Origin of the sequence: Streptomyces sp. NPDC127098 (assembly GCF_042722465.1) — a bacterium.
Lineage (GTDB): Bacteria > Actinomycetota > Actinomycetes > Streptomycetales > Streptomycetaceae > Streptomyces > Streptomyces millisiae.
Window position 1 is genome coordinate 48053 of the sequence record NZ_JBHXFJ010000028.1, and the last position, 21292, is coordinate 69344.

Here is a 21292-nt window from a genome sequence, read left to right on the forward strand (position 1 = left end):
ATGCCGCGCTGCGTCCGTCGGCCCAGTCCTCGAGGCCCGGACGTCTGTGGCTGCCAGCCAGGCGACCGGACTTGACGACAGACGGGACGGATCCCGCCGTCGCACACCGTTGCGGGACAGTTCCGGACTCTCACCGGATTCCCCTGGGCGACAACGAGGAAGAGCATACATCTTGTGCTGCCCCAACTGAGCACCCCTATATGTTGTGTTCCGTGTCCCCTTGGTGACGGAGCGAGGGGAGCGAACAAGCGAATGCCCGTTGGGTCGACCCACGGCCGGGGTGCTCGCCGTGGCATGGGGGCCCGAGGGTGTGCGGCGACGGGTCGGGCTCGGGGTGGGGATGTTTCCGCGTGTGCGATCGCGAATGTGCGCGGCGGTCAGTCGCGGCGCAACACCCAGAAGCCGGCCTCACTCGCCGTCACCCGGTAGGCCGCGTCCGGATACAGCTGCCGGGCGTAGGCGAGCATGCCGGCCGCGTCCCTGGCCGGGTCGTAGTAGGCGACGTACTCGGGGGCCGGAGTTCGTGGGTCGCCGATCCAGAACACCCGGGCGCGCTGCGTGAGATGGGAGATGGGCCGGACGTTGGCCGCGACGTCCGCGCCGTCGGGGACGGCGGCCAGCACCCGCTCACCGGCCTCGGCGACCGGCCCCGGGCGGTAGGTGTCGGCGTGCGTGAGGGTGGCGACCGGCAGCGTCGTGGAGAGCGCCAGCGCGGCCGCCAGGGCCGCGGCGGGCAACTGGCGGGCGTAGGCCCGCAGCCACGGCCTGCGGGAGTCCCGGGAGCGGGCGACGGCGTCGGCAAGGGCCAGCGCCGTGACGGGCATCAGCACGGCGCTGTAGTGGAAGTCGGTGCCCCAGTAGTTCGGCTCCTGCGACGCGAACCGCCAGGCGAGTGTCGGCAGCACGACGAGCAGCAGCGGCGAGCGCAGCGCCAGCAGCCCGGTGGTCGGGACCAGGATCCACAGCAGGGTGCGCAGCTTGGTGTCGGTCGCGGTGAACAGCGCGTCCAGCGGGCCGCCGCCCTCGTCCACCTTGGCCCAGTAGTCGTAGCCGCCGGCCGCGTTGAACCCCGGTATCACCACGCCTATCACCAGCGCGCACGCCAGCACGGCGAACCCGGCCACCGCCAGTGCCGACCTGGTCGCCCGCACGTGCCCGGCCTGGTGGGCGCGCCACGCCACCACCAGGGCGAGCACGGCCACCGTCAGGCCCAGGTCCTCCTTGACCAGCAGGAGCGGCAGCGACCAGCAGAGCGCGGCGCGCCAGCGCTGCCGCAGCACGGCCTCCAGGGAGAAGGCGATCAGCGGGACGGCGAAGCAGATCTCGTGGAAGTCGAAGTCCACCGCCCGCTGCATGCCCCAGGAGAGGCCGAACGCCGCGCCGATCGCGGCACCCGCCGGGCGGCCGAGCAGGAAGGCCGCGCCACGCGTCACCGGCACCACGGCGAGCGCGAACAGGGCCGCCTGCGCGACGAGCAGGGTGACGGGCGACGGGAAGACCCGGTACAGCGGCGCGAGCAGCGCCGTGATCGGGCTGAAGTGGTCGCCCAGTATCGGGAACCCGGGCCCCTTGAGGTCGGCGACCGGCTCGCTCAGCCGGGCGTAGGCGCCGATGGCCTGCTCGAATATCCCCAGGTCCCAGGAACGGTTCTCCCAGCGGAGATGGCGGGTGACGGAGAGCGTGGCGTAGACGACGAAGAACCCGATGGCCAGCAGCACGCCGTCCGACGGCAGGCGCGACCCCCACCGCGGGGTCGGCCGCGCGACAGCCTGCGGTGGGGTTTTCATGGGCGTGTGGGTGGTGCTGGTCATCGGGACACCGCTGCGGTCGCGAGGGGTCGGGGCGCGAGGGCGGTGCCGCGCCGGTGGCCCGCCCCGCCGCAGGAAGGACGTCCGGCCGGCCCCGACGGTTCCCGACCCGGGGCGGCTACTCGCCGAGCGGCAGCCTGGCGCTGACCGCGACGCCGTCCGGCCGCCGGCTCAGCGTGGCGCCGAGCCGCCGCAGGGCCGCGACCGCCGGTGCGTTGTCCGCCGTGGTGTCGGCGACCAGCACCCGGCCGCCGACGCGCCGCGCCTCCGCGCGCAGCAGCCGCAGGGCGGCGGTGCCGATGCCGCGGCCGCGGTGCGAGCGCCCGAGCCAGATGCCGGTCTCGAGATCGCTGGGGGCGCCCGCCCTGGCCAGCCGCACGGAACCGACGATCCGCCCGTCGTGGACGACGGCGTAGGTGGCCTCGCGGGCCGGCCCGTCGAGCCCGGCGCCGCGGGCCCGGTGCCAGGCCAGGAACGCCTCCCGGCGGTCCGCCGTCCACCCGGGCGGACCGGCGACCGGCGGCATCACGTCCTCGGGCGCCGCGTCGGCGACCGCCGCCGCGAGCAGCCCGCCCAGCGTCTCCTCGTCCACGACACGCAACGCCACGCCCCGCTCGGCCACGTCCTGCCCCTCTCCGCCCGGCGCCGTCCCACCGAGCGCCGATTCTCGGAGCAGGGACCCGTCCCGCGCCAGCGGGTTTCGGCGCACCTGCCGCGCCGGCCGGTGCCTGCCGGCGCCTGCGGCGCGGCGGTGCCGGTCAGACGGGCGCGGCGCAGCCTCCGCCCGGCGGCCCGGGACGGTGGGCCGAATCGGCGGGCGGGGGAGAGCTGCCGGAGGCGGGGCGCACGTCGGTGGTCGCGCCGGCACCCCACCGGGGCTGCGCGGCGGCGCCGCCTGGCGGGTGGTGGCGGGGGGGGGGGGGGGGGCCCCGGGGGGGGGGGGGGGGGGGGGGTACACCCCCCCCCCCCCGCCCCGGCAGGGGCTAGCAGCAGACGCCGCCCCCGTTGCGCGGATCTCCGTAGCGGCGCTCGACCCGCTCGCGTTCGAAGGCGCGACGGGAGGGCACGGGCGCCGACGGGTCCACCTCGCGGACCCGCGCGACGTGGCGGGCGTAGGCGTTCTCGCCGGTCAGCTCGGTGACGTACCAACGCAGCCAGGCCGCCGCGCGTCTCATTCGCCGGCCTCCACCTTCGCCGTGCTCCGCGCACCCCTGGACTGCTCTGGGATGCCGCCGCCCGGGCCCAGGCCCGCCGCGGCGAGCTCGGCGCGCTCCTCCTTCGTCGGGATCAGGCCGGCCGGGGCGATCAGCCGCGACGGCACGTGCGGGGACTCCCGCAGCCGGGCCGTGCCCGGGTTGCGGACGGCCCGCACGCACACCCGCAGCGCGTCGGCGAAGACGATCAGCACCAGCAGGGCCAGCACCGCGGAGATCGCCGCGTCGAGGGTGGCGTTGTTGACGATGGTCCGCATGTCGTCCATGTCCTGTGCGCCGGGCAGCAGTTGTCCGGCGTCGATGCCGTCCTGGTACTGGTCGCGCCGGGCCCAGAAGCCGACCGCCGGGTCGCCGGAGAACACCTTCTGCCAGCTCGCGGTGAGTGTGACCACGGCGAGCCAGGTGAGCGGCAGCAACGTCACCCAGACGTACCGCAGCCGGCCGGACTTGACCAGCAGCACCGTGCAGACGGCCAACGCCACCGCCGCCAGCAGCTGGTTGGAGATGCCGAACACCGGGAACAGCGTGTTGATGCCGCCGAGCGGGTCGTTGACGCCGACCCACAGCAGGTAGCCCCAGAGTGCGACGACGATGCCGCTGCTCAACGCGATGCCGGGCAGCCAGTTGGTGGCGCGCATCCGGCCGAACCTCGGGTGGACGGAGGCGATGGCGTCCTGGACGATGAAGCGGCCGACCCGGGTGCCGGCGTCGATCGCCGTCAGGATGAACAGCGCCTCGAACATGATCGCGAAGTGATACCAGAAGCTCATCATCGCGTCGCCGCCGATGATGTCCGCGAGGATCGCGGCGAGGCCCAGCGCGAGCGTCGGCGCGCCGCCGGTCCTGGAGAGCAGCGACTCCTCCTCGACGGACTCCGCGGCGGCCGCGAGTTGCTCAGGCGTGACGGTGAAGCCCCAGGAGGAGATGGTGTCGGCGGCGGACTGGAGGGTGTCGCCGATCACCGCGGGCGAGGCGTTCATCGCGAAGTAGACGCCCGGGTCGAGCACGCAGGCGGCGGTGATCGCCATGATCGCCACCCCCGACTCCATCAGCATCGCGCCGTAGCCGATGGTGCGGACCTGGGTCTCCTTCTGGATCATCTTGGGCGTGGTGCCGGAGGAGATCAGGGCGTGGAACCCGGAGACCGCGCCGCAGGCGATGGTGATGAACACGAACGGGAAGAGCGAGCCGGCGAACACCGGCCCCTCGCCGTTGCTCGCGAAGTCCGTGACGGCGTCCATCTTCAGCGTCGGCAGCGTGACCACCAGGGCCGCGGCGAGCAGCACGATGGTGCCGATCTTCATGAACGTCGACAGGTAGTCCCGGGGGACCAGCAGCAGCCACACCGGCGCGACGGACGCCGCGAAGCCGTAGATCACCAGCCAGACGACGAGGGTGCGCGGCGAGAGCGTGAAGGTGTCCGCCAGCCCCGAGTTGGCGACCCAGCGGCCCGAGGCGATGGCGAGCAGCAGCAGCGCCACGCCGATGACGGTGACCTCCGCGACCCGACCGGGGCGGAGGTAGCGCAGGTAGACGCCCATGAAGAGGGCGATGGGGATGGTCAGGCCGACCGAGAAGGTGCCCCAGGGCGACTCGGCGAGCGCGTTGACCACCACCAGCGCCAGCACCGCCAACAGGATGATCATGATGGCGAAGACGGCGATGACCGCGGCGACGCCGCCGATCGGGCCGATCTCCTCGCGCGCGATCTGGCCGAGCGACTTGCCGTCGCGGCGGGTGGAGAAGAACAGCACCACCATGTCCTGGACGGCGCCGGCGAAGATGACGCCGACGATGATCCAGATGGTGCCGGGCAGATAGCCCATCTGTGCGGCGAGCACCGGGCCGACCAGGGGGCCGGCGCCGGAGATGCCGGCGAAGTGGTGGCCGAGCAGCACGCGGCGGTCGGTCGGGTGGAAGTCGACGCCGTCGTTGACGCGTTCGGCCGGGGTGGCGCGGGTCGGGTCGGCACGCAGCACGCGGGTCGCGATGTAGCGGGCGTAGAAGCGGTAGCCGATGGCGTACGAGCCGAGCGCGGCCGCCACCATCCAGGCGGCGGACACCTCCTCGCCGCGGTAGAGCGCCAACATGGACCAGCCGACGGCGCCGATGACGGCGACGGTGGTCCAGATGGCGATGGAGCGTGGTCGTGCGTGCGTGGGGAATTGCACGGTGGTCTCCCGCCTGTCCTCCTTGACTGACTCGCCGGAATCTAGGCCAGAGGAAGCCCAGTTGACCAGGGAGGCGTGCGGCGTAGGCCCACCGGCGGGTCTACGCCAGGCCCGGCCTGGCGAGGTTGGCGACGAACTTGTAGCGGTCGCCGCGGTAGACGGAGCGGACCCATTCGACGGGTTTGCCGGTGGAGTCGCGGGAGTGGCGGGAGAGCATCAGCATCGGCAGGCCGACGTCCGTGCCGAGCAGGCCGGCCTCGCGGGGGTTGGCGAGCGAGGTCTCGATGGTCTCCTCGGCGCTTGCCAGGTGCACGTCGTAGACCTCGGCGAGGGCCGTGTAGAGCGAGGTGTAGCGGACCAGGCTGCGCCGCAGGGCGGGGAAGCGCGCCTGGGAGAGGTGCGTGGTCTCTATCGCCATCGGTTCGCCGCTCGCCAGCCGCAGCCGCTCGATGCGCAGCACCCGGCCGCCCGGCGGGATGTCGAGCAGACGGCTGAGGCGCTCGTCGGCGGTGATGTAGCCGATCTCCAGCAGCTGGGAGGTAGGTTCGAGGCCTTGGGCACCCATGTCCTCGGTGTAGGAGGTGAGTTGGAGCATCTGGGAGACCTTCGGCTTGGCGACGAAGGTGCCCTTGCCCTGGATGCGCTCGAGCCGGCCCTCGACCACCAGCTCCTGGAGGGCCTGGCGGACGGTGGTGCGCGAGGTGTCGAACTCGGTGGCCAGGGAACGCTCCGGCGGCACCGCGGTGCCGGGCGGGAGCGTCTCGGTCATCTGCTGGAGATGGCGCTTGAGGCGGTAGTACTTCGGCACCCGCGTGGTCCGGCTGCGGTCGGGCCCGTCCGCGCCGGCGGGTGAGCCCGCGACCGTCGCCCCGTCTCTCGCCATACCACGCCTTCCCGATTCGTTCTTCCGCGCGGCGCCTTCCGCGTTCTCCGCCGTCACCGGCTCCTCCGAGACATCGCAGTTCACATCGTGGCACGGGCCCGAGTTCGGCGTGTGATCCGAACAGATGTCGGTCCGGTAACGGACAGCATGCGCCGCTCGTGGACTCTTGACACCCCGACTTGGTCTAGTCCAAGCTCCCGGGCAACTGGTCTACACCTCTTGTATCTCCACCATTAAACGTTACGGAGGCTCGGGATCGTGAAGCGCAAGCTGATCGCCGCCGCCGGCATGATGACCCTGACGGTCAGCCTGGCGGCCTGCGGTGACGACGGCAGCAGCGGCGCCGGGGGTGGCGGGAGCTCGGACTCCATCACCGTCTGGCTCATGGACGGCTCGGCGCCAGAGGCCTGGGTCTCCGAGCTCAACGCCGCCTTCGAGGCCGAACACGGTGTCACCGTCAACGTCGAGACCCAGCAGTGGAACGGCATCCAGGACCGGGTCACCACGGCCCTGTCCGAGGACGGCACCGTCGACGTGCTGGAGATCGGCAACACCCAGACCGTCGGATACGCCAACACCGGCGGCCTCGCCGACCTCGGCGACCTCGCCGACGAACCCTGGAACGAGGCCATGCTCTCCTCGGGCCGGGTCGACGACACCCTCTACGCCGTGCCCTGGTACGGCGCCAACCGGGTCGTCATCTACGACCGGAGCATCTGGGAGGAGGCCGGCGCCGAGGTGCCCACCACCAGGGACGAGTGGATCGAGGCCCTGGAGGCCATCGAGGCCAACACCGACGCCGAGCCCATCTACCTGCCGGGACAGAGCTACTACGTGCTCGGCGGCTTCATCGCCGACGAGGGCGGCAACTTCGCCGTCGAGGACGGCGACGGCTGGGCCGGCGCCCTTGACACCCCGGCCGGCGAGGCCGGCATGGACTTCTACGCCCAGCTCCATTCGTTCTCGAACTCCCCGACCGACAACGACGAGGCGTCGCCCCAGCAGTCCACCGAGGTGGTGCCGAACGGCGAGGTCGCGTCCTGGATCGGACTCGGCTGGGAGGCGGCCGGCGCCGTCGCCGCCATCGAGGAGCAGGGCGGCGAGGCCGACTTCGGCTACTTCCCGATCCCCGGCAAGACCGCCGACGAGCTCGGCCACGTCTTCCTCGGCGGCTCGAACCTGGCCGTCTCCGAGCGTGCCGGGAACCCCGAACTCGCCAACGAGTGGCTGCGGATGGCCACCTCCCAGGAGTGGGCGCAGCGGTACGTGGACGCCAACTCCGGCGGCGTGGTGCCCAACCGCACCGACGTCACGGCCGAGCCCGAGGCCGGCACCTTCGCGGAAGCCATGGTGCGGTCCGCCGACGTCGGCTTCCTGCCGCCGCTGACCACTGGCTGGGCCAATGTCGAGACCGGGCCCAACCCCATAAAGGAACTGATGACCAAGGCGCTCAACGGCGAGGACTACTCCGGCGCCGCCCAGGAGGCCGACGCGGAGATCACCGCCCGGATCAACCGCGAGTAGCGCGCGATGACCGTCGATATCGAACAGGCCCCACCCGCTCCGCCGCGCGGCACCCCGCCCGGCGGGCGGGTCGGCCGCGCGGCCGGCGGCTGGCGCCCTTCGGCCCGCTGGGTGCCCTACCTGCTGATCGCGCCGGCCGTGCTCGCGATGCTCGCCGTCCTCGGCTACGCGCTGGTCCGCAACCTGCTCATCTCCTTCCAGGCGTTCGGCCGCCGGCAGCTGATCTCGCGCACCACCGAGTGGACCGGGCTCGACAACTACCGAGCGGTGCTGGAGAACGACCGCTTCTGGGACTCCCTGGTCCGCACCGTGCTCTTCATGGCGTGCAACGTGGTGCTGATCCTGCTGATCGGCACCCTCATCGGGCTGCTGCTCAACCAACTGGGCCGCAGGATGCGCCTGGTGCTCTCCATCAGCCTGGTCGCCGCCTGGGCGATGCCCCCCGTGGCCAGCACCACTGTCTTCCGCTGGCTCTTCGACACCCAGTTCGGCGTGGCCAACTGGGCCATGCGCGGACTCGGCTTCGACGGCTACGAAGAGCACAACTGGTTCGCCAGCGGCACCTCGACGCTCGTCATCGTCACCGTGCTGGTCGTCTGGGCCTCGGTGCCGTTCGTCGCGCTCAACCTCTACGCCGGCCTCACCACCATCGGCGGCGAGATCTACGAGGCGGCGCGGATGGACGGCGCCAGCGGCTGGCGCGTCTTCTGGTCCATCGTGGCGCCGATCATGCGGCCCTTCTTCCTGATCACCACGTTCCTCGAGATCATCTGGGTGTTCAAGGCGTTCGTCCAGATCTACACCCTCAACGGCGGTGGCCCCGACCGCGAGTCCGAGACCCTGCCCGTCATGGCCTACATCGAGGGCATGGGGCAGAACCAGTACGGCACGGGCGCGGCCATCTCCGTGCTCACCCTGCTGATCCTGCTGGTGGCCATGTCCTTCTACTTCCGCCTCATCCTCCGCCAGGAGAGGGAGAACGAGACCGCATGAACGCACGCACCCTGGGCCGCCTCTGGCGCAACGGGCTCGCCCTGCTGCTGGCGGCGGTGTTCCTCTTCCCCGTCTACTGGATGTTCTCCACCTCCTTCAAGAGCAACTCCGAGGTGCTCACCCGCGATCCGGTCTTCCTCTTCACCCCGACGTTCGAGCACTACGCGACTGCCACCGGCGTCGAGCTGTTCTGGACCTACGTCGCCAACAGCGTGCTGGTCACCGTCGGGGCCGTGCTGCTCGCGCTCGTGGTGGCGCTCGCGGCCAGCTTCGCCATTGCCAGGATGCGCTTCCGGGGGCGGCGCGGGATGGTGCTCGCCGTGATGATGGCCCAGATGGCGCCCTGGGAGATCCTGATCATCGTGGTCTACCTCAACGCCCGGGACCTGTCGATGCTCAACAGCCTGGGCACCCTCGTCCTCGTCTACTTCGTGATGGCCCTGCCCTTCACGATCTGGACGCTGCGCGGCTTCATCGCCGCCGTGCCGAGGGAGCTGGAGGAGGCCGCCCTGATCGACGGCTGCGGGCGCCTTGAGGCCTTCCGCCGGGTCATCTTTCCGCTGCTCGCCCCGGGCCTGATGGCCACCTCGCTGTTCGGGTTCATCATGGCGTGGAACGAGTACGCCATGGTGCTGGTGCTCAACAAGGCCCCCGACGCGGCCACCCTGCCGCTGTGGCTCACCCAGTTCCAGACGAACTTCGGCAACGACTGGGGTGCGACGATGGCCGCCTCGTCGCTCTTCACCGTCCCGGTGCTGATCGTCTTCCTCATCCTCCAGCGACGGGTCACCGGCGGCATGGCCGCGGGGGCCGTGAAGGGATAACGCCGACCGATGACCACCCTGGCACCCGACTCCGACACCCTGACCAGGGACGCGCTCGCCGTCCTGCAGCCCACTTTCGCCGGCACCACCACCGCGCCCGACTGGCTGCTGCGGCAGCTGGAGAACGGCATGACCGGCGTCGGACTGTTCGGCAGGAACGTCGTCTCCACCGCCCAACTCGCCGACCTCACCGCCCAACTGCGGGCGGTGCGGCCCGACGTGCTGGTGGCGATGGACGAGGAGGCCGGGGACGTGACCCGCCTCGAGCGGCTCGGCGGCTCGTCCTTCCCAGGGAACCTGGCCCTCGGCAGCGTCGACGACCCGGAGCTGACCCGCTCGGTCGCCGCCCGGATCGGCCGGCGCCTCGCCGAGGCCGGCATCACGGTCAACTGGGCGCCCTCGGCCGACGTCAACTCCGACCCCGAGAACCCGGTGATCGGCGTCCGCTCCTTCGGCCAGGACCCAGAGCTCGTGGCCCGGCACACCGTCGCCTTCGTCCAGGGCCTGCAGAGCGCCGGCGTCGCCGCCTGCGTCAAGCACTTCCCCGGGCACGGCAACACCAACGTGGACTCCCATCTCGCGCTGCCCCGCATCGACATCGACCTCACCACCCTCCACCAGCGCGAGCTGGTGCCCTTCAAGGCCGCCATAGCCGCCGGGAGCCGCTGCGTGATGAGCGCGCACATCCTCATCCCGGCCCTCGACCCCGACCGGCCCGGGACCCTCAGCCCCGCCGTGCTCACCGGACTGCTGCGCGCCCCCGTAGCCGAGGGTGGCCTCGGCTACGACGGGGTGATCTACTCGGACGCCATCGAGATGAAGGGCGTCGCCGACACCTACGGCCTGGAACGCGGCTGCGCCCTCGCCGTCGCCGCCGGGGCCGACGCCATCTGCGTCGGCGGCACCCCGTCGGACGAGGCGGAGGTGTTGCGGCTGCGGGACGGCATCATCCAGGCCGTGCGGGAGGGCGAACTGTCCGAGGAGCGGCTGCACGACGCGGCCGAGCGGGTCAGGGCGCTGGCCGGCTGGACCGCCAAGGCCCGCGCCCAGGCCCCAGCGGACGAGCCGGACGCCGACACCATCGGCCTCGCCGCCGCCCGCCGCGCCCTGCGGGTCACCCCCTCGACCGAAGGCCCCCCCTTCCGACCGCTGACCCGCGCCCCCTACGTGGCCGCCTTCACCCCGGTGGCCAACATGGCCGCCGGTACCCAGACCCCCTGGGGGGTGGCCGCCGAGCTCGACCGCCTGCTGCCGGGGACCAGCGCCGGCCACCACACCCACGCCGACGCCGAACGCGCGGGCGTCGAGGGCCTCGCGGCCGAGGTGCTGGCGGCCGCCGGCGACCGGCCGATCGTGGCCGTGGTCCGGGACACCCACCGGCACCCCTGGATGGCCCGGGCCCTGACCGCCCTGCTGGCCGCCCGCCCCGACGTGGTGGTCGTCGAGATGGGCGTCCCGCACGCCCCGCCCGCCGGCGCCCTGCACGTGGCCACCCACGGCGCCGCCCGGGTCTGCGGACGGGCCGCCGCGGAGGTCATCGCCGGCCGGGAGGAGGGCCGTTGACCGCCGGCCGGATCATGGCGGCCGAGATGGCCGAGCAGCCGGCCGTGCTGCGGCGGATCCTGACCGAGGGCGCCGGGCCCATCCGCGCCGTCGCCCGGCGGATCGCCGCGCGGAACCCGCGCTTCGTGCTGCTGACCGGCCGCGGCACCTCCGACAACGCCGCCCTCTACGCGAAGTACCTGCTGGAGATCCTGCTGGGCAAGCCCTGCGGCCTCACCTCCATGTCCACCACCACCGCCTACGGAGCCCGGCCCGACCTGAGCGACTGCCTGGTGATCGCGGTGAGCCAGTCCGGCGGCTCACCCGACCTGGTGGCCTCCACCACCGCCGCCCGCGACGCCGGCGCGATCACCCTGGCCGTCACCAACAACGCGGACTCGCCGCTGGTGGCCGCCAGTGAGTTCACCGTCGACGTGCTCGCCGGGCCCGAGCGCGCCCTGCCGGCCACCAAGACCTACACCGCCGAACTGCTCGCCCTCTACCTCCTCGTCGATGCGTTGCGCGGCGGCGACGGCCCGACGACCGCCGCCCGGCTGCCCGAGCTCGCCGAGCGGATCCTCGACCGGAGGGACGAGGTGCGCGCCCTGGCCGGCCGCTACCGCTTCGCCGAGCGGATGGTCCTCACCTCCCGCGGCTACGGCTACCCCACCGCCCGCGAGGCGGCGCTCAAGCTGATGGAGACCAGCTACATACCGGCGCTCGCCTACTCCGGCGCCGACCTGCTGCACGGCCCCCTGGCCATGGTCGACAACGTCTCCCCGGTGATCGCCATCGTGCCCGACGGCCGGGGCGGGCGGGCCCTGCGCCTTGTCCTCGACCGGCTGCGGGACCGGGGCGCCGACCTGGTCGTGGTCGGCCCGGCCGCCGAGGCCGAGGCGGCGTCCGCCGGCTTCGCACTGCCCACCGGGGACGTGCCCGAGGAACTGCAACCCGTGCTGGAGATCCTTCCGCTGCAACGCCTCGCCTACGAGGTGACCCTCGCCCGCGGCCAGGACCCGGACGCGCCCCGGGCGCTGGCCAAGGTCACCGAGACCCGCTAGGCCCGCCCCGGGCGGTTCAGAGCAGGGCGCCCCCGGTGGCGTCTATCCACTGCCCGGTGACCCACCGGCTGTCGGTCGAGGCCAGGAAGCCGGCGATGTCGGCCACGTCGGCCGGCATGCCGACCCGGCCGAGCGGTGACCGGCGCGCCGTGGCCTCGCGCGCCTCCGGGCTGGCCCGGAGCCAGCCCGCGTTCATGTCCGTGTCGATGGCGCCGGGGGCCACCGCGTTCACCGTGATGCCGCGCGGCCCAAGCTCCTTGGCGAGCACCGCCGTGAGCTGGTCGAGGGCGCTCTTGGTCATCGTGTAGGCGACGATCTCGGGGATGGCCCCCGGCTGGTGCGTCAGCCCGGTCGAGACGTTGATGATCCGGCCGCCGTCCCGCAGCCGGCCGAGGCCGTGCTGGATGATGAAGAACGGCGCCCTGGCGTTGATCGAGAACACCCGGTCGAACGCCTCGGGTGTGATGCCGGCGAAGCCCTGCCGACCGTCGTCCACGCCCGCGTTGTTCACCAGGATGTCGACGCCGTCCGCCTGCTCGTCGAAGGCGGCCCACAGGGCCTCGGCGTCGCCCGGCTCGCCGAGCCGCGCCCGGATGGCGAAGGCGCTGCCGCCCTCGGCCTCGATGGCCGCCACCGTGTCCTTCGCCGCCGCCTCGTTCTCCCCGAAGTGGACCGCGACGCGGGCGCCGTCCCGCCCGAGCCGCTCGGCGATCGCCCGCCCGATGCCCCTGCTCCCGCCGGTGACCAGCGCCGTCTTGCCGTCGAGGGTTCCCATCTCGCGCTCTTTCTTTCTCTAGTGACCGTTACAGAATGGACCGTAGCAGGCTTTGCCGAGCGATCGCTATAGAATTCACCCGTGAGTGGGAGACAACGCGGCAGACCGCGGTCGTTCGACCGGGAGACGGCCCTGGAGAAGGCCATGCGCGCCTTCTGGGAGCACGGCTACGAGGGCACCTCCGTGGCCGACCTGACCAGGGCCATGGGGATCGGCGCCCCGAGCCTGTACGCGGCGTTCGGCGACAAGAAGACGCTCTTCGAGGAGGCCACCGAGTCCTACGTCAGGCAGTACGGCGGCTTCGTCGACCGCGCATTGGCCGAGGAGCCCACCGCGAGGGCCGCCATCGGCCGGGCGCTGCGCGAGGCGGCCGTCGAGTACACGGTGCCAGGACGGCCGCACGGCTGCCTGGTGATCTCCGCCGTCGCCACCTACTCGGAGTCGGCCGAGGAGGTGGCCGAGGGCTTGCGCGAGATGCGGCGGCACAATGTGGGCGCGTTCGAGCGGCGCATCCGGCAGGACGTCGACGCCGGCCTGCTCGCCCAGGACACCGACGCGGCGGCACTCGCCAGATTCGCCGGCACCGTGATGCAGGGCATGAGCCAGCAGTCGCGGGACGGTGCGAGCCGGGAGGAGCTGCTCGCCGTGGTCGAGGCGGCGATGCGCTGCTGGCCGGCGGAGCGGGAAGGGCCGAAGGAGCCCTGAGACACCCACGGGCCGCGGCGCCGGGGAGGGACCCTCAACCCTCTCGGCACCGCAGCCCGGAGCGATACGGGCCCACTGACGCCGTCAGGGCAGAGAGCGCCACGGGCCTCGCTCTGCCCTCCTGTGCGGGGAGAGCAGAAGTCTCGTCATCGGTTCCCCCATTCTGAACCGCGCCCGCCACGTGTGTCCATGCTCTGAACGGACTTCCTGCCCCCACCCGCCGGACGCCGTCGTTTCTTGATCGCACCCCGGTGCTTGCCCCCGGCGCGCACGCCCCCGCGATCGCCGTCCCGGCCATGGCGGGCGCCCCCGGTAAGCTCGCCGGTGTGCCATCCATGAACGACCTCGTCCGCCAGCACACCGACCTCGGGGAGCGCGACCTCGAGTGGCTGCACCTGCTGGTCTCCGAGTGGCAGTTGCTCTCGGACCTCTCCTTCGCGGACCTGGTCCTCTGGCTGCCCACCAGGGACGGCACCCGGTACGTCTCGGTCGCCCAGATGCGGCCCAACACCGGGCCCACCTCCTACCAGGACGACATGGTCGGCCACCTGGTGCCGCGCGGCCGCCGCCCGCTGCTCGACGTCGCCCTCGACGAGGGCCGGATCGTGCGCGAGGGCGACCCCGAGTGGCGCGAGGAGGTGCCCGTGCGCGTGGAGTCCATCCCCGTGCGCCGGGAGAGCCGGGTGCTCGGCGTGATCGCGCGCAACACCAACCTGCTGACCGTCCGCACCCCGAGCCGCCTCGAGCTCACCTATCTGCAGAGCGCCTCCGACCTCGCCCAGATGATCGCCGCCGGCACCTTCCCCTTCCCCGGCCAGCAGGTCGGCATGGACCGGGCGCCCCGGGTCGGGGACGGCTTCATCCGGCTCGACGCGGAGGGCGTCGTCCTCTACGCCAGCCCCAACGCCCTCTCCGCCTACCACCGGCTCGGCCTCGCCACCGATCTGGTGGGGCTGCCGCTCGGGCCGACCACCGCCGACCTCGCCCCCACCCGCGGCCCGGTGGACGAGTCGCTGGTCAAGCTGGCCAGCGGCTGGGCGCCGAGGGAGGCCGAGATCGAGGGCGCCGACTGCGTCATCCAGCTGCGCGCCATCCCGCTCAAGCCCAAGGGGGAGCGCATCGGTTCGCTGATCCTGCTCCGCGACGTGACCGAGCTGCGGCGCCGCGAGCGGGAGTTGATCACCAAGGACGCCACCATCCGGGAGATCCATCACCGGGTGAAGAACAACCTCCAGACGGTGGCGGCCCTGTTGCGGTTGCAGTCCCGGCGGATCGGCGCCACCGGCGACAGCAGCGCCCAGGCGGCGCTCGACGAGGCCGTCCGCCGGGTCGGCTCGATCGCCATCGTGCACGAGACGCTCTCGCAGAACCTGGACGAGCGCGTCGAGTTCGACGAGATCGCGGACCGCGTGATCACCATGGTCGCCGAACTCGCCCCGGACGGGCGGGTGTCGGCCCGCCGCGCCGGGCGGTTCGGGATACTCGACGCCGAGACCGCGACCCCGCTGTCCATGGTGTTGACCGAGGTCCTGCAGAACGCGCTGGAACACGCCTTCGGCCCCGGACAGCGCGGCACCATCGAGGTCGGCGCGACCCGCGGCGAGGTGCGGCGGGGGCGGGGCCGGCTGCTGGTCACCGTGCAGGACGACGGGCGCGGCCTCCCCGAGGGCTTCGACCCGCGCCGCGGCGGCAACCTGGGCCTGCAGATCGTCCGGACGCTGGTGGAGGGCGAGTTGGGCGGCCGCTTCGACATGGTGCCGGTCGAGGGCGAGGGCACCGGCACCCGGGTGGTGCTGGACATCCCGCTGGATCAGCACAAGCGCTGAGCTCCGAGGCCCGCGGCCGACCGGCCGCGGGCAAGCGAAAGCCCCGACCCTGCGTGGCCGTTGCCACGGGATCGGGGCTCAACGCTTCTTCGCGCTGCGCACTTCGGTGCTACGCGTGCTGCGGCTCGGGGCAGCAAATGACGGTTGGGGCGACCGTCAGCGGGTCAGCGGGCCGCGCTCAGGCGGTGGCCTTGCGCGCCCGGTTGCGAGCGGCGCGGCGCTTCATCGCACGGCGCTCGTCCTCGCTCATGCCGCCCCAGACACCGGAGTCCTGGCCGGACTCCAGGGCCCACTGCAGGCACTGCTCCATGACGGGGCAGCGGCGGCAGACGGCCTTGGCTTCCTCGATCTGCAGCAGCGCAGGACCGGTGTTGCCGATGGGGAAGAACAGCTCGGGGTCTTCCTCGCGGCAAACGGCGCTGTGACGCCAGTCCATGTCTGCTCCATCTCCTGCACGTTGCAGTTACATTGCTTGTGAATGTGAACGCTTTCACGAATCCCCCGACAAAAGACCACCGGTTGCTCGGATGCCTTCTGATGGAGACCTGGGGGTCTGCTATCCCTCTGGGCGGGGAAGGGGGGTTCGGGCTCTCAAGGTGCCGATGCTTCGGCCGTCCCGATCGCCATGAAGAGGTTCGCAAACCTCGGCGGCGGATACAACCCCTTCCGGAAAGTTTTTTTTGAATCCTTGGTGTCGCCTTGCTCACAGCCCTACTTCCCTCGGGTGGGGTCTGCGCTAAACGTTCGACTGCAAGGACTTTCCCCCGTTCTGCTCACACAATCACACGCAGTGCACGGCGCACGCCTGTGAACGAGACGCTGGTACGCAGCCCAAGGTGGTCACCATCAAGCTGAAACGGCTGTGGCGCCTGCGATTGCAAGGTGAAGCTCGTCTCGTCGTGCAGGGACACGACATGCCGGCCGCTCATGCCGCGCTCCGGCGACGAGGCGAGCAACTGGGCCGTGAAGCGGGCCAGAGCCGCTGATGACAGCCGGGTTACGGCCGTCAGGTCAAGACCGGTGTCGAACGAGGCCCGGGGGGCCGCGTAGATCGGCCGGTTGCCGAAGAAGGTCCACGGAGCGGTGTTGCACACTATGGTCAACACCAGCCCGTCCACCGGCTCCTTGCCCTCCCGCAGCAGGCTGATCGTCCCGTGGTGGCGCTGCTGCCGGTCGTCCGTGAAGTGCCGCACCGCCTGCCGGACATAGAGGGAGTGTGTGGAGCGCTTCCCGCGCTCCCGGTGTGACTCCACGCGCCCGATCACCCCGGCGTCGAAGCCGAAGCCGGCGCAGAACGTGAACCAGCGGCTCGGCACCTCGGCGTCCGCCGAGCCGGGGGTGCCCGTCACCAGGCCGAGCCCGATCTCGCGCGAGCTGTCGTCGCGCAACGCCCCGAGCAGCGCGCCGGTCGCCTCGACCGCGTCGTTGGGCAGCCCCAGCGCCCTGGCGAACACGTTGGTGGAGCCCCCGGGTACCACCGCCAGGCTCGGCAGCTCACCGCGGCGCGGCCCGTGGTGGAGCAGCCCGTTGACCACCTCGTTGACCGTGCCGTCACCGCCCAGGGCGATCACCAGGTCGGTAGTGCCCTGCTCGGCGGCCCGCCGGGCGAGCTCCCTGGCGTGACCGCGGTACTCCGTGGCGGCGACCTCCAGCTTGAGATCGCTGGCGAGGGCGTGCGCCAGGACGTCACGGGTCCGCGCACTGGTGGTGGTGGCGACGGGGTTGACCACGAGAAGTGCGCGCATGAAGTGCAGAGTACCCAGGCCAGGGCGGTGGGGGCGGCGGCGCCCGGCGCTACCCTGGCCAGGTGAGCGAGAACGGCGGCGGGGGCACCGACCCCCGGGTGAGCGCGCGGCCGCGCACGGTGAGCGTCGCCGCGCTGCTGTGCGGGGTGCAGGGCGTGGTGGTCGCGGGGCTCGGCGCGGTGCTGCTGGCGCTCGCCCTGTTCGGCGACGCGGAGGATCCGGCGCAGGCGGTGACCGGGGCGCTGACGGTGCTGGTGCTGGCGGCGCTCCCGCTGGCCGCCGGCCACGGCCTGTGGCGGCTGCGCCGCTGGAGCCGGGGGCCGGCCGTGGTGATGCAGCTGCTGGCGCTGCCGGTGGCCTTCACGCTGCTGGGCAGCGGCCGGCTGTGGCCGCTGGCCGCGGTGGCACTCGGCGTTTCGGCCGTGGCGGTGCTGGCCTGCCTCGTCAACCCCACGGCCACGGCCGCCCTCGGCGTCGGCCCGCGCGAGGCGTAGTCCCGGCCGGACGGGGTGCCGCCCGGCCCTGGCGTGCGCCGCTACTCCTCGACCAGCAGCTTCTCCCGCAGCTGGGCGAGCGTGCGGGCCAGCAGGCGGGAGACGTGCATCTGGGAGATGCCGACCTCCTGGGCGATCTGCGACTGGGTCATGTTGCCGAAGAAGCGCAGCAGCAGGATCTTCTTCTCGCGCGGCGGCAGTTCCTCGAGCAGCGGCTTGAGCGACTCCCGGTACTCCACGCCCTCCAGCGCGTCGTCCTCGGCGCCCAACGTGTCCGCGACGGCCGGGGACTCGTCGTCGGTGTCCGGCACGTCGAGGGAGAGCGTGCTGTACGCGTTGGCCGACTCCAGGCCCTCGAGCACGTCCTCCTCTGAGATGTTGAGCCGGCGGGCCAACTCGTGCACCGTGGGGGCTCGGCCGTGCTGCTGCGACAGCTCGGCCGTGGCCTGGCCGAGCGAGAGCCGCAGCTCCTGGAGCCGGCGCGGCACCCGAACCGCCCAGCCCTTGTCGCGGAAGTGCCGCTTGATCTCCCCGACCACCGTGGGCGTGGCATAGGTCGAGAACTCGACGCCGCGCTCCGGGTCGAACCGGTCGACTGACTTGATCAGGCCGATGGTGGCGACCTGGGTCAGGTCGTCGAGCGGCTCGCCCCGGTTCCTGAAACGCCTGGCGAGGTGCTCGACCAACGGCAGATGCATCCTGACCAGGGTGTTGCGCAGCTCCGCGCGCTCCGGCGAGCCCGGCGGGAGCCCGCGCAGCTCGACGAAGAGATCGCGCGCGGCGCTCCGGTCGCGCGGATCGGGCGCGGGGCGCCGCGGGGCGCTCCTCGCCGGCTCCGCCTGCTCGGGAATCGCGGCCGCGGCCGCGGCCGCTGTCGCCGTCTGTTCCACCTCGTTCACCTCGGCCCCCTCATCGTCTGACGGGCCCCGATCGCCGGTCACGGCGCTCCGGGGGCGGCGCCGCGCTTCTTGTGCAGGCTGATGCTGACCGTCTTGTCCTCGCCGACGGCCGACTCGACCTCGCCCGCCAGGGCGGTCAACACGGTCCACGCGAAGGTGTCCCGCTCCGGGGCGTGGCCCTCGGTGGTCGGGGCCGAGACCGTGACCCGCAGCGCGTCACCCACCAGCGTGAAGACGCAGTCGAGGACGCTGCCCGGCTTCGCCTGTTGCAGCAGGATGGCGCAGGCCTCGTCGACCGCGATGCGCAGGTCCTCGATCTCGTCGAGGGTGAAGTCCAGTCGGGCCGCGAGGCCGGCGGTGGCCGTCCGCAGCACCGACAGATAGGCACCGGCGGCCGGCAGTCGGACTTCGACGAAGTCCTGCGATCCGGGCTCACCTGGGATTGGGGACACCCTCACCTCCACAGAGACTCACACTGATTGAGCGCTCCCTGGCACCTGCCGGATGCCCTGGTACGCCCTGCGACGCTACCGCGATCCCCGGCGCGCTGTCGCCTGCCGTGGGATGCGCCGGCGGCCCTGACCATCTCGGCGGTATTACTCATCGTAATGCATCCGGTGCTTACTGTGGCCAGCCTTGCGGCGCCAATTCCTCGGCGACGACGCGGCGTTGCGGGGTGGCAGCGCCATGATCGTTGATCGTACTGCGCCGGCGGTCCGGCGGGGTCGGCCGTGGTCGGTCGCCGTCAGCCCCAACCCGGCAGGCTGACGCCCGGATCGCCGGCCAGGCAGCGGTGGATGACGCGCTCCTCGCCGAACACCAGCGGCTCGGGTATCGCGTCGACCGGGACCCATTCGGCGCGGGAGTGCTTCTCCGGCTCGCGGTTGTCCAGGGTGCCGCTCCAGCGGTGGGCCGTGAAGATCACGGTGACGAAGCCGCCTGGCGACTCCACGCCGTGCGCGCCGTGCACCACGTGCGCCAGGCGCAGTTCGGCCGGGTCGACGACGAGGCCCGTCTCCTCCGCCAACTCGCGGGCGGCGGTGAGCGTGACGGGCTCGCCCGGATCGCTCTTGCCGACCGGCAGGTCCCAGTGGCCGGGCGCGAACTTGGCCTCGGGGCCGCGCTGCAGGAGCACGACGCGCCGCTCCGCGAGGTCGTGCACCAGCACGGCGGCGGCGAGGAGCGTCATCGAGCGGGTGGCGGGTGGCAGGGGGGCCTTGGGTGGTGCCATGTCCGCAACCCTAGGCGGTGGCACCGACATCGGGGACGGCGTCTCGGGGTTCGAGCAGCGCGAAGGCGCGCGTCAGCAGCGCGGCCCGGTCGGCGCGGCCCTCGCTGCGCAGCCACTCGCGCCCCGCCGCGTCCAGGGCCGCCGCGGCGGCACCGGTGAGCAGGTCGGCGGTGAACACGTCGAGGCGCGCGCCGGGGCGCGCGCGCAGCGCCTCGGCGACCAGCGCGCGCAACTCGTCGCGCTTCTGGTGCAGTCGGGCGCGCAGCGCGGGGCTGGACTCGATCAGCCGCAGCCCGGTCAGCTCGCGCTGGTCGGCGTGGATGCGGTCCTGCCAGTCGGCGAGCACGGCGGTCAGGCAAGGCCAGGGCGGCTCGTCGGCGGGCCGGCCCGCGATCTCCTCGGCGATCCGCGCCGCCATCAGCTCCAGGTCGCCGAAGACCACGTCCTCCTTGGTGGGGAAGTAGCGGAAGAAGCTGCGCTTGGACATGCCGGCGGCCCGGGCCACGTCCTCGACGGTCGTCTCCTCGTAGCCCCTGCTGGTGAACAGGTCGAGTGCCAACCTGGCCAACTCCGCCCGGACCGCCTGCCTGGTGCGTTCGCGCAGGCCCGGGGCCGCTTCCTCGTCGCCGCTCATGCCCAGAGTCTAGAGATCGGTACTCGATGGCTATCCTGTCATCAGGTGACAGATTTGTCGTTGGGTGAAGGGGCTGATGGGTGTGCGCGGCAGGACGGTCCTGGTGACGGGCGGTACCGGGGGGATCGGCAGGGAGACGGCGCGTGGACTCGCCGCGCTCGGCGCCCGGGTGGTCGTGGTGGGGCGGGATGCGGGCCGAGCGGCGGCCGCGGCGCGGGAGATCGGAGGGGAGGCGTGCCCGGCCGACCTGACCAGGCTGGCCGACCTGCGGCGGCTGGTGGCCGAGGTGTCCGCGCGGTACGGCGGGCTCGACGTGCTGGTCAACAACTTCGGGGTGAACCCGGCCGACCGCACGCTCACCGAGGACGGCGTCGAGACCGCCTTCGCGGCCAACGTGCTGGCGCCCTACGTGCTGACCACCGGACTGCTGCCGGCGCTGCGCGCGGCCGACGGCGGCGCCCGCGTCGTCAACCTCACCGGCGGCCTGCCCGACGGCCCGATCGACCCGACCAACCTCCAGGGCGAACGGCGCTACCGGGGCTGGACCTTCAGCCACTACAACCACACCAAGACCGCCCTGATGGCGCTGAGTCTCGCCCTCTCCGAGCGCCTGGCCGGCTCCGGCGTCACGGTGAACGTGGCCTACCCCGGGCACGCCTACACGCCGGGCAACCGGGCCACCCCGGCCCGCGCCTTCCCCTACGCCTACCGGCCGTTGGCGCCGCTGATCCGGCTGCTCGGGCCCGTGCTGCTCGGCGACCTCGCGAAGGCGGCGCGGTCGAGCGTGCGGCTCGCTGGCGATCCCGAGCTCGGCGGCGTGACCGGGCGCTATCTCAACGCCAGGGGGGAGTGGGCTCGTTGGCCGGCCAGCGTGCTGGTCGAGGCGAACCGGGAGGCGGTGCTCGCGCTCTGCGAGCGCTTGGCGGCGGGGCGGGGCACGCGCCAATAGGGGGAAACGAAAAA

General features: G+C 72.4%; 21 protein-coding genes and 1 riboswitch. Of the genes, 9 read left to right on the forward strand and 12 right to left on the reverse strand.

From position 1 onward, the window contains the following. Positions 1-38: 38 nt before the first annotated feature. Positions 39-205: riboswitch (cobalamin riboswitch) on the reverse strand. Between the two features lie 172 nt (positions 206-377). The 5 genes from ACFWI8_RS19115 to ACFWI8_RS19135 all read right to left on the reverse strand — a co-directional run bounded on the left by ACFWI8_RS19115 (position 378) and on the right by ACFWI8_RS19135 (position 6076). Then, positions 378-1811, reverse strand: coding sequence for a DUF2079 domain-containing protein (locus ACFWI8_RS19115; RefSeq protein ID WP_387092696.1), 1434 nt, complete (start codon positions 1809-1811; stop codon positions 378-380). A gap of 115 nt (positions 1812-1926) precedes the next feature. After that, positions 1927-2430 (reverse strand): GNAT family N-acetyltransferase, encoded by a 504-nt coding sequence (locus ACFWI8_RS19120; protein WP_387092699.1) that lies wholly within the window; start codon positions 2428-2430, stop codon positions 1927-1929. A gap of 361 nt (positions 2431-2791) precedes the next feature. Then, complete coding sequence (locus tag ACFWI8_RS19125) at positions 2792-2983, reverse strand: YbdD/YjiX family protein (protein WP_311598856.1); 192 nt, start codon at positions 2981-2983, stop codon at positions 2792-2794. Then, entirely contained in the window at positions 2980-5112 is a 2133-nt protein-coding gene (locus ACFWI8_RS19130; RefSeq protein ID WP_387092798.1) for a carbon starvation CstA family protein, read from the reverse strand. Before ACFWI8_RS19130 ends, ACFWI8_RS19125 begins: the two co-directional genes overlap by 4 nt. Positions 5113-5293: 181 nt before the next feature. Next, the gene (locus ACFWI8_RS19135; RefSeq protein ID WP_387092702.1) at positions 5294-6076 is read right to left on the reverse strand and encodes a GntR family transcriptional regulator; all 783 of its coding nucleotides are present in this window, start codon (positions 6074-6076) and stop codon (positions 5294-5296) included. A 258-nt stretch (positions 6077-6334) separates the two neighbouring features. Between ACFWI8_RS19135 and ACFWI8_RS19140 the strand changes: the two genes are divergently transcribed. Genes ACFWI8_RS19140 through ACFWI8_RS19160 form a run of 5 tightly spaced genes read left to right on the forward strand, consistent with a single transcriptional unit; the run spans position 6335 to position 12020 of the window. Next, positions 6335-7600 carry an extracellular solute-binding protein gene (locus ACFWI8_RS19140; RefSeq protein WP_387092705.1) on the forward strand — a complete coding sequence of 422 codons (1266 nt, stop codon included), beginning with the start codon at positions 6335-6337 and terminating at the stop codon, positions 7598-7600. A 6-nt stretch (positions 7601-7606) separates the two neighbouring features. Then, positions 7607-8593, forward strand: a complete 987-nt coding sequence (locus tag ACFWI8_RS19145; RefSeq protein WP_387092708.1) for a carbohydrate ABC transporter permease — start codon at positions 7607-7609, stop codon at positions 8591-8593. Continuing rightward, positions 8590-9417: a carbohydrate ABC transporter permease gene (locus ACFWI8_RS19150; RefSeq protein ID WP_387092711.1), complete on the forward strand. Its 828-nt coding sequence runs from the start codon at positions 8590-8592 to the stop codon at positions 9415-9417. The genes ACFWI8_RS19145 and ACFWI8_RS19150 overlap by 4 nt, the downstream gene beginning before the upstream one ends. Positions 9418-9426: 9 nt before the next feature. Further along, positions 9427-10980, forward strand: coding sequence for a glycoside hydrolase family 3 protein (locus tag ACFWI8_RS19155; RefSeq protein WP_387092714.1), 1554 nt, complete (start codon positions 9427-9429; stop codon positions 10978-10980). A 14-nt stretch (positions 10981-10994) separates the two neighbouring features. After that, positions 10995-12020 carry an SIS domain-containing protein gene (locus tag ACFWI8_RS19160; protein ID WP_387092800.1) on the forward strand — a complete coding sequence of 342 codons (1026 nt, stop codon included), beginning with the start codon at positions 10995-10997 and terminating at the stop codon, positions 12018-12020. 16 nt (positions 12021-12036) lie between these two features. Here the strand turns inward: ACFWI8_RS19160 and ACFWI8_RS19165 are convergent, their stop codons facing one another. Further along, entirely contained in the window at positions 12037-12795 is a 759-nt protein-coding gene (locus ACFWI8_RS19165; RefSeq protein WP_387092717.1) for an SDR family oxidoreductase, read from the reverse strand. 81 nt (positions 12796-12876) lie between these two features. On the opposite strand from ACFWI8_RS19165, the gene ACFWI8_RS19170 reads away from it, so the two are divergent. Both ACFWI8_RS19170 and ACFWI8_RS19175 read left to right on the forward strand, forming a co-directional pair. Beyond that, positions 12877-13500, forward strand: coding sequence for a TetR/AcrR family transcriptional regulator (locus tag ACFWI8_RS19170; RefSeq protein ID WP_387092720.1), 624 nt, complete (start codon positions 12877-12879; stop codon positions 13498-13500). 335 nt (positions 13501-13835) lie between these two features. Further along, positions 13836-15326: a sensor histidine kinase gene (locus ACFWI8_RS19175; protein WP_387092803.1), complete on the forward strand. Its 1491-nt coding sequence runs from the start codon at positions 13836-13838 to the stop codon at positions 15324-15326. 178 nt (positions 15327-15504) lie between these two features. Here the strand turns inward: ACFWI8_RS19175 and ACFWI8_RS19180 are convergent, their stop codons facing one another. Together ACFWI8_RS19180 and ACFWI8_RS19185 are read right to left on the reverse strand one after the other, a co-directional pair. Continuing rightward, positions 15505-15762, reverse strand: a complete 258-nt coding sequence (locus ACFWI8_RS19180) for a WhiB family transcriptional regulator (RefSeq protein WP_062206726.1) — start codon at positions 15760-15762, stop codon at positions 15505-15507. A gap of 337 nt (positions 15763-16099) precedes the next feature. Beyond that, positions 16100-17071, reverse strand: a complete 972-nt coding sequence (locus ACFWI8_RS19185) for a diacylglycerol/lipid kinase family protein (RefSeq protein WP_387092724.1) — start codon at positions 17069-17071, stop codon at positions 16100-16102. A 62-nt stretch (positions 17072-17133) separates the two neighbouring features. Between ACFWI8_RS19185 and ACFWI8_RS19190 the strand changes: the two genes are divergently transcribed. Then, positions 17134-17565 carry a hypothetical protein gene (locus ACFWI8_RS19190; protein ID WP_387092727.1) on the forward strand — a complete coding sequence of 144 codons (432 nt, stop codon included), beginning with the start codon at positions 17134-17136 and terminating at the stop codon, positions 17563-17565. A 41-nt stretch (positions 17566-17606) separates the two neighbouring features. On the opposite strand, the gene ACFWI8_RS19195 is transcribed toward ACFWI8_RS19190, so the two are convergent. The 4 genes from ACFWI8_RS19195 to ACFWI8_RS19210 all read right to left on the reverse strand — a co-directional run bounded on the left by ACFWI8_RS19195 (position 17607) and on the right by ACFWI8_RS19210 (position 20329). Further along, positions 17607-18614 carry an RNA polymerase sigma factor SigF gene (locus tag ACFWI8_RS19195; protein ID WP_387092730.1) on the reverse strand — a complete coding sequence of 336 codons (1008 nt, stop codon included), beginning with the start codon at positions 18612-18614 and terminating at the stop codon, positions 17607-17609. Further along, a complete protein-coding gene (locus tag ACFWI8_RS19200) occupies positions 18503-18916 on the reverse strand; it encodes an anti-sigma regulatory factor (protein ID WP_311598832.1) in 414 nt (137 codons plus the stop codon). The genes ACFWI8_RS19195 and ACFWI8_RS19200 overlap by 112 nt, the downstream gene beginning before the upstream one ends. Positions 18917-19209: 293 nt before the next feature. After that, positions 19210-19695, reverse strand: coding sequence for an NUDIX domain-containing protein (locus ACFWI8_RS19205; RefSeq protein WP_387092733.1), 486 nt, complete (start codon positions 19693-19695; stop codon positions 19210-19212). A gap of 10 nt (positions 19696-19705) precedes the next feature. Then, positions 19706-20329, reverse strand: coding sequence for a TetR family transcriptional regulator (locus tag ACFWI8_RS19210; protein WP_387092736.1), 624 nt, complete (start codon positions 20327-20329; stop codon positions 19706-19708). A 76-nt stretch (positions 20330-20405) separates the two neighbouring features. Here ACFWI8_RS19210 and ACFWI8_RS19215 point away from each other — a divergent pair, with 76 nt between their 5' ends. Further along, the gene (locus tag ACFWI8_RS19215; protein WP_387092739.1) at positions 20406-21278 is read left to right on the forward strand and encodes an SDR family NAD(P)-dependent oxidoreductase; all 873 of its coding nucleotides are present in this window, start codon (positions 20406-20408) and stop codon (positions 21276-21278) included. Positions 21279-21292: the final 14 nt, after the last annotated feature.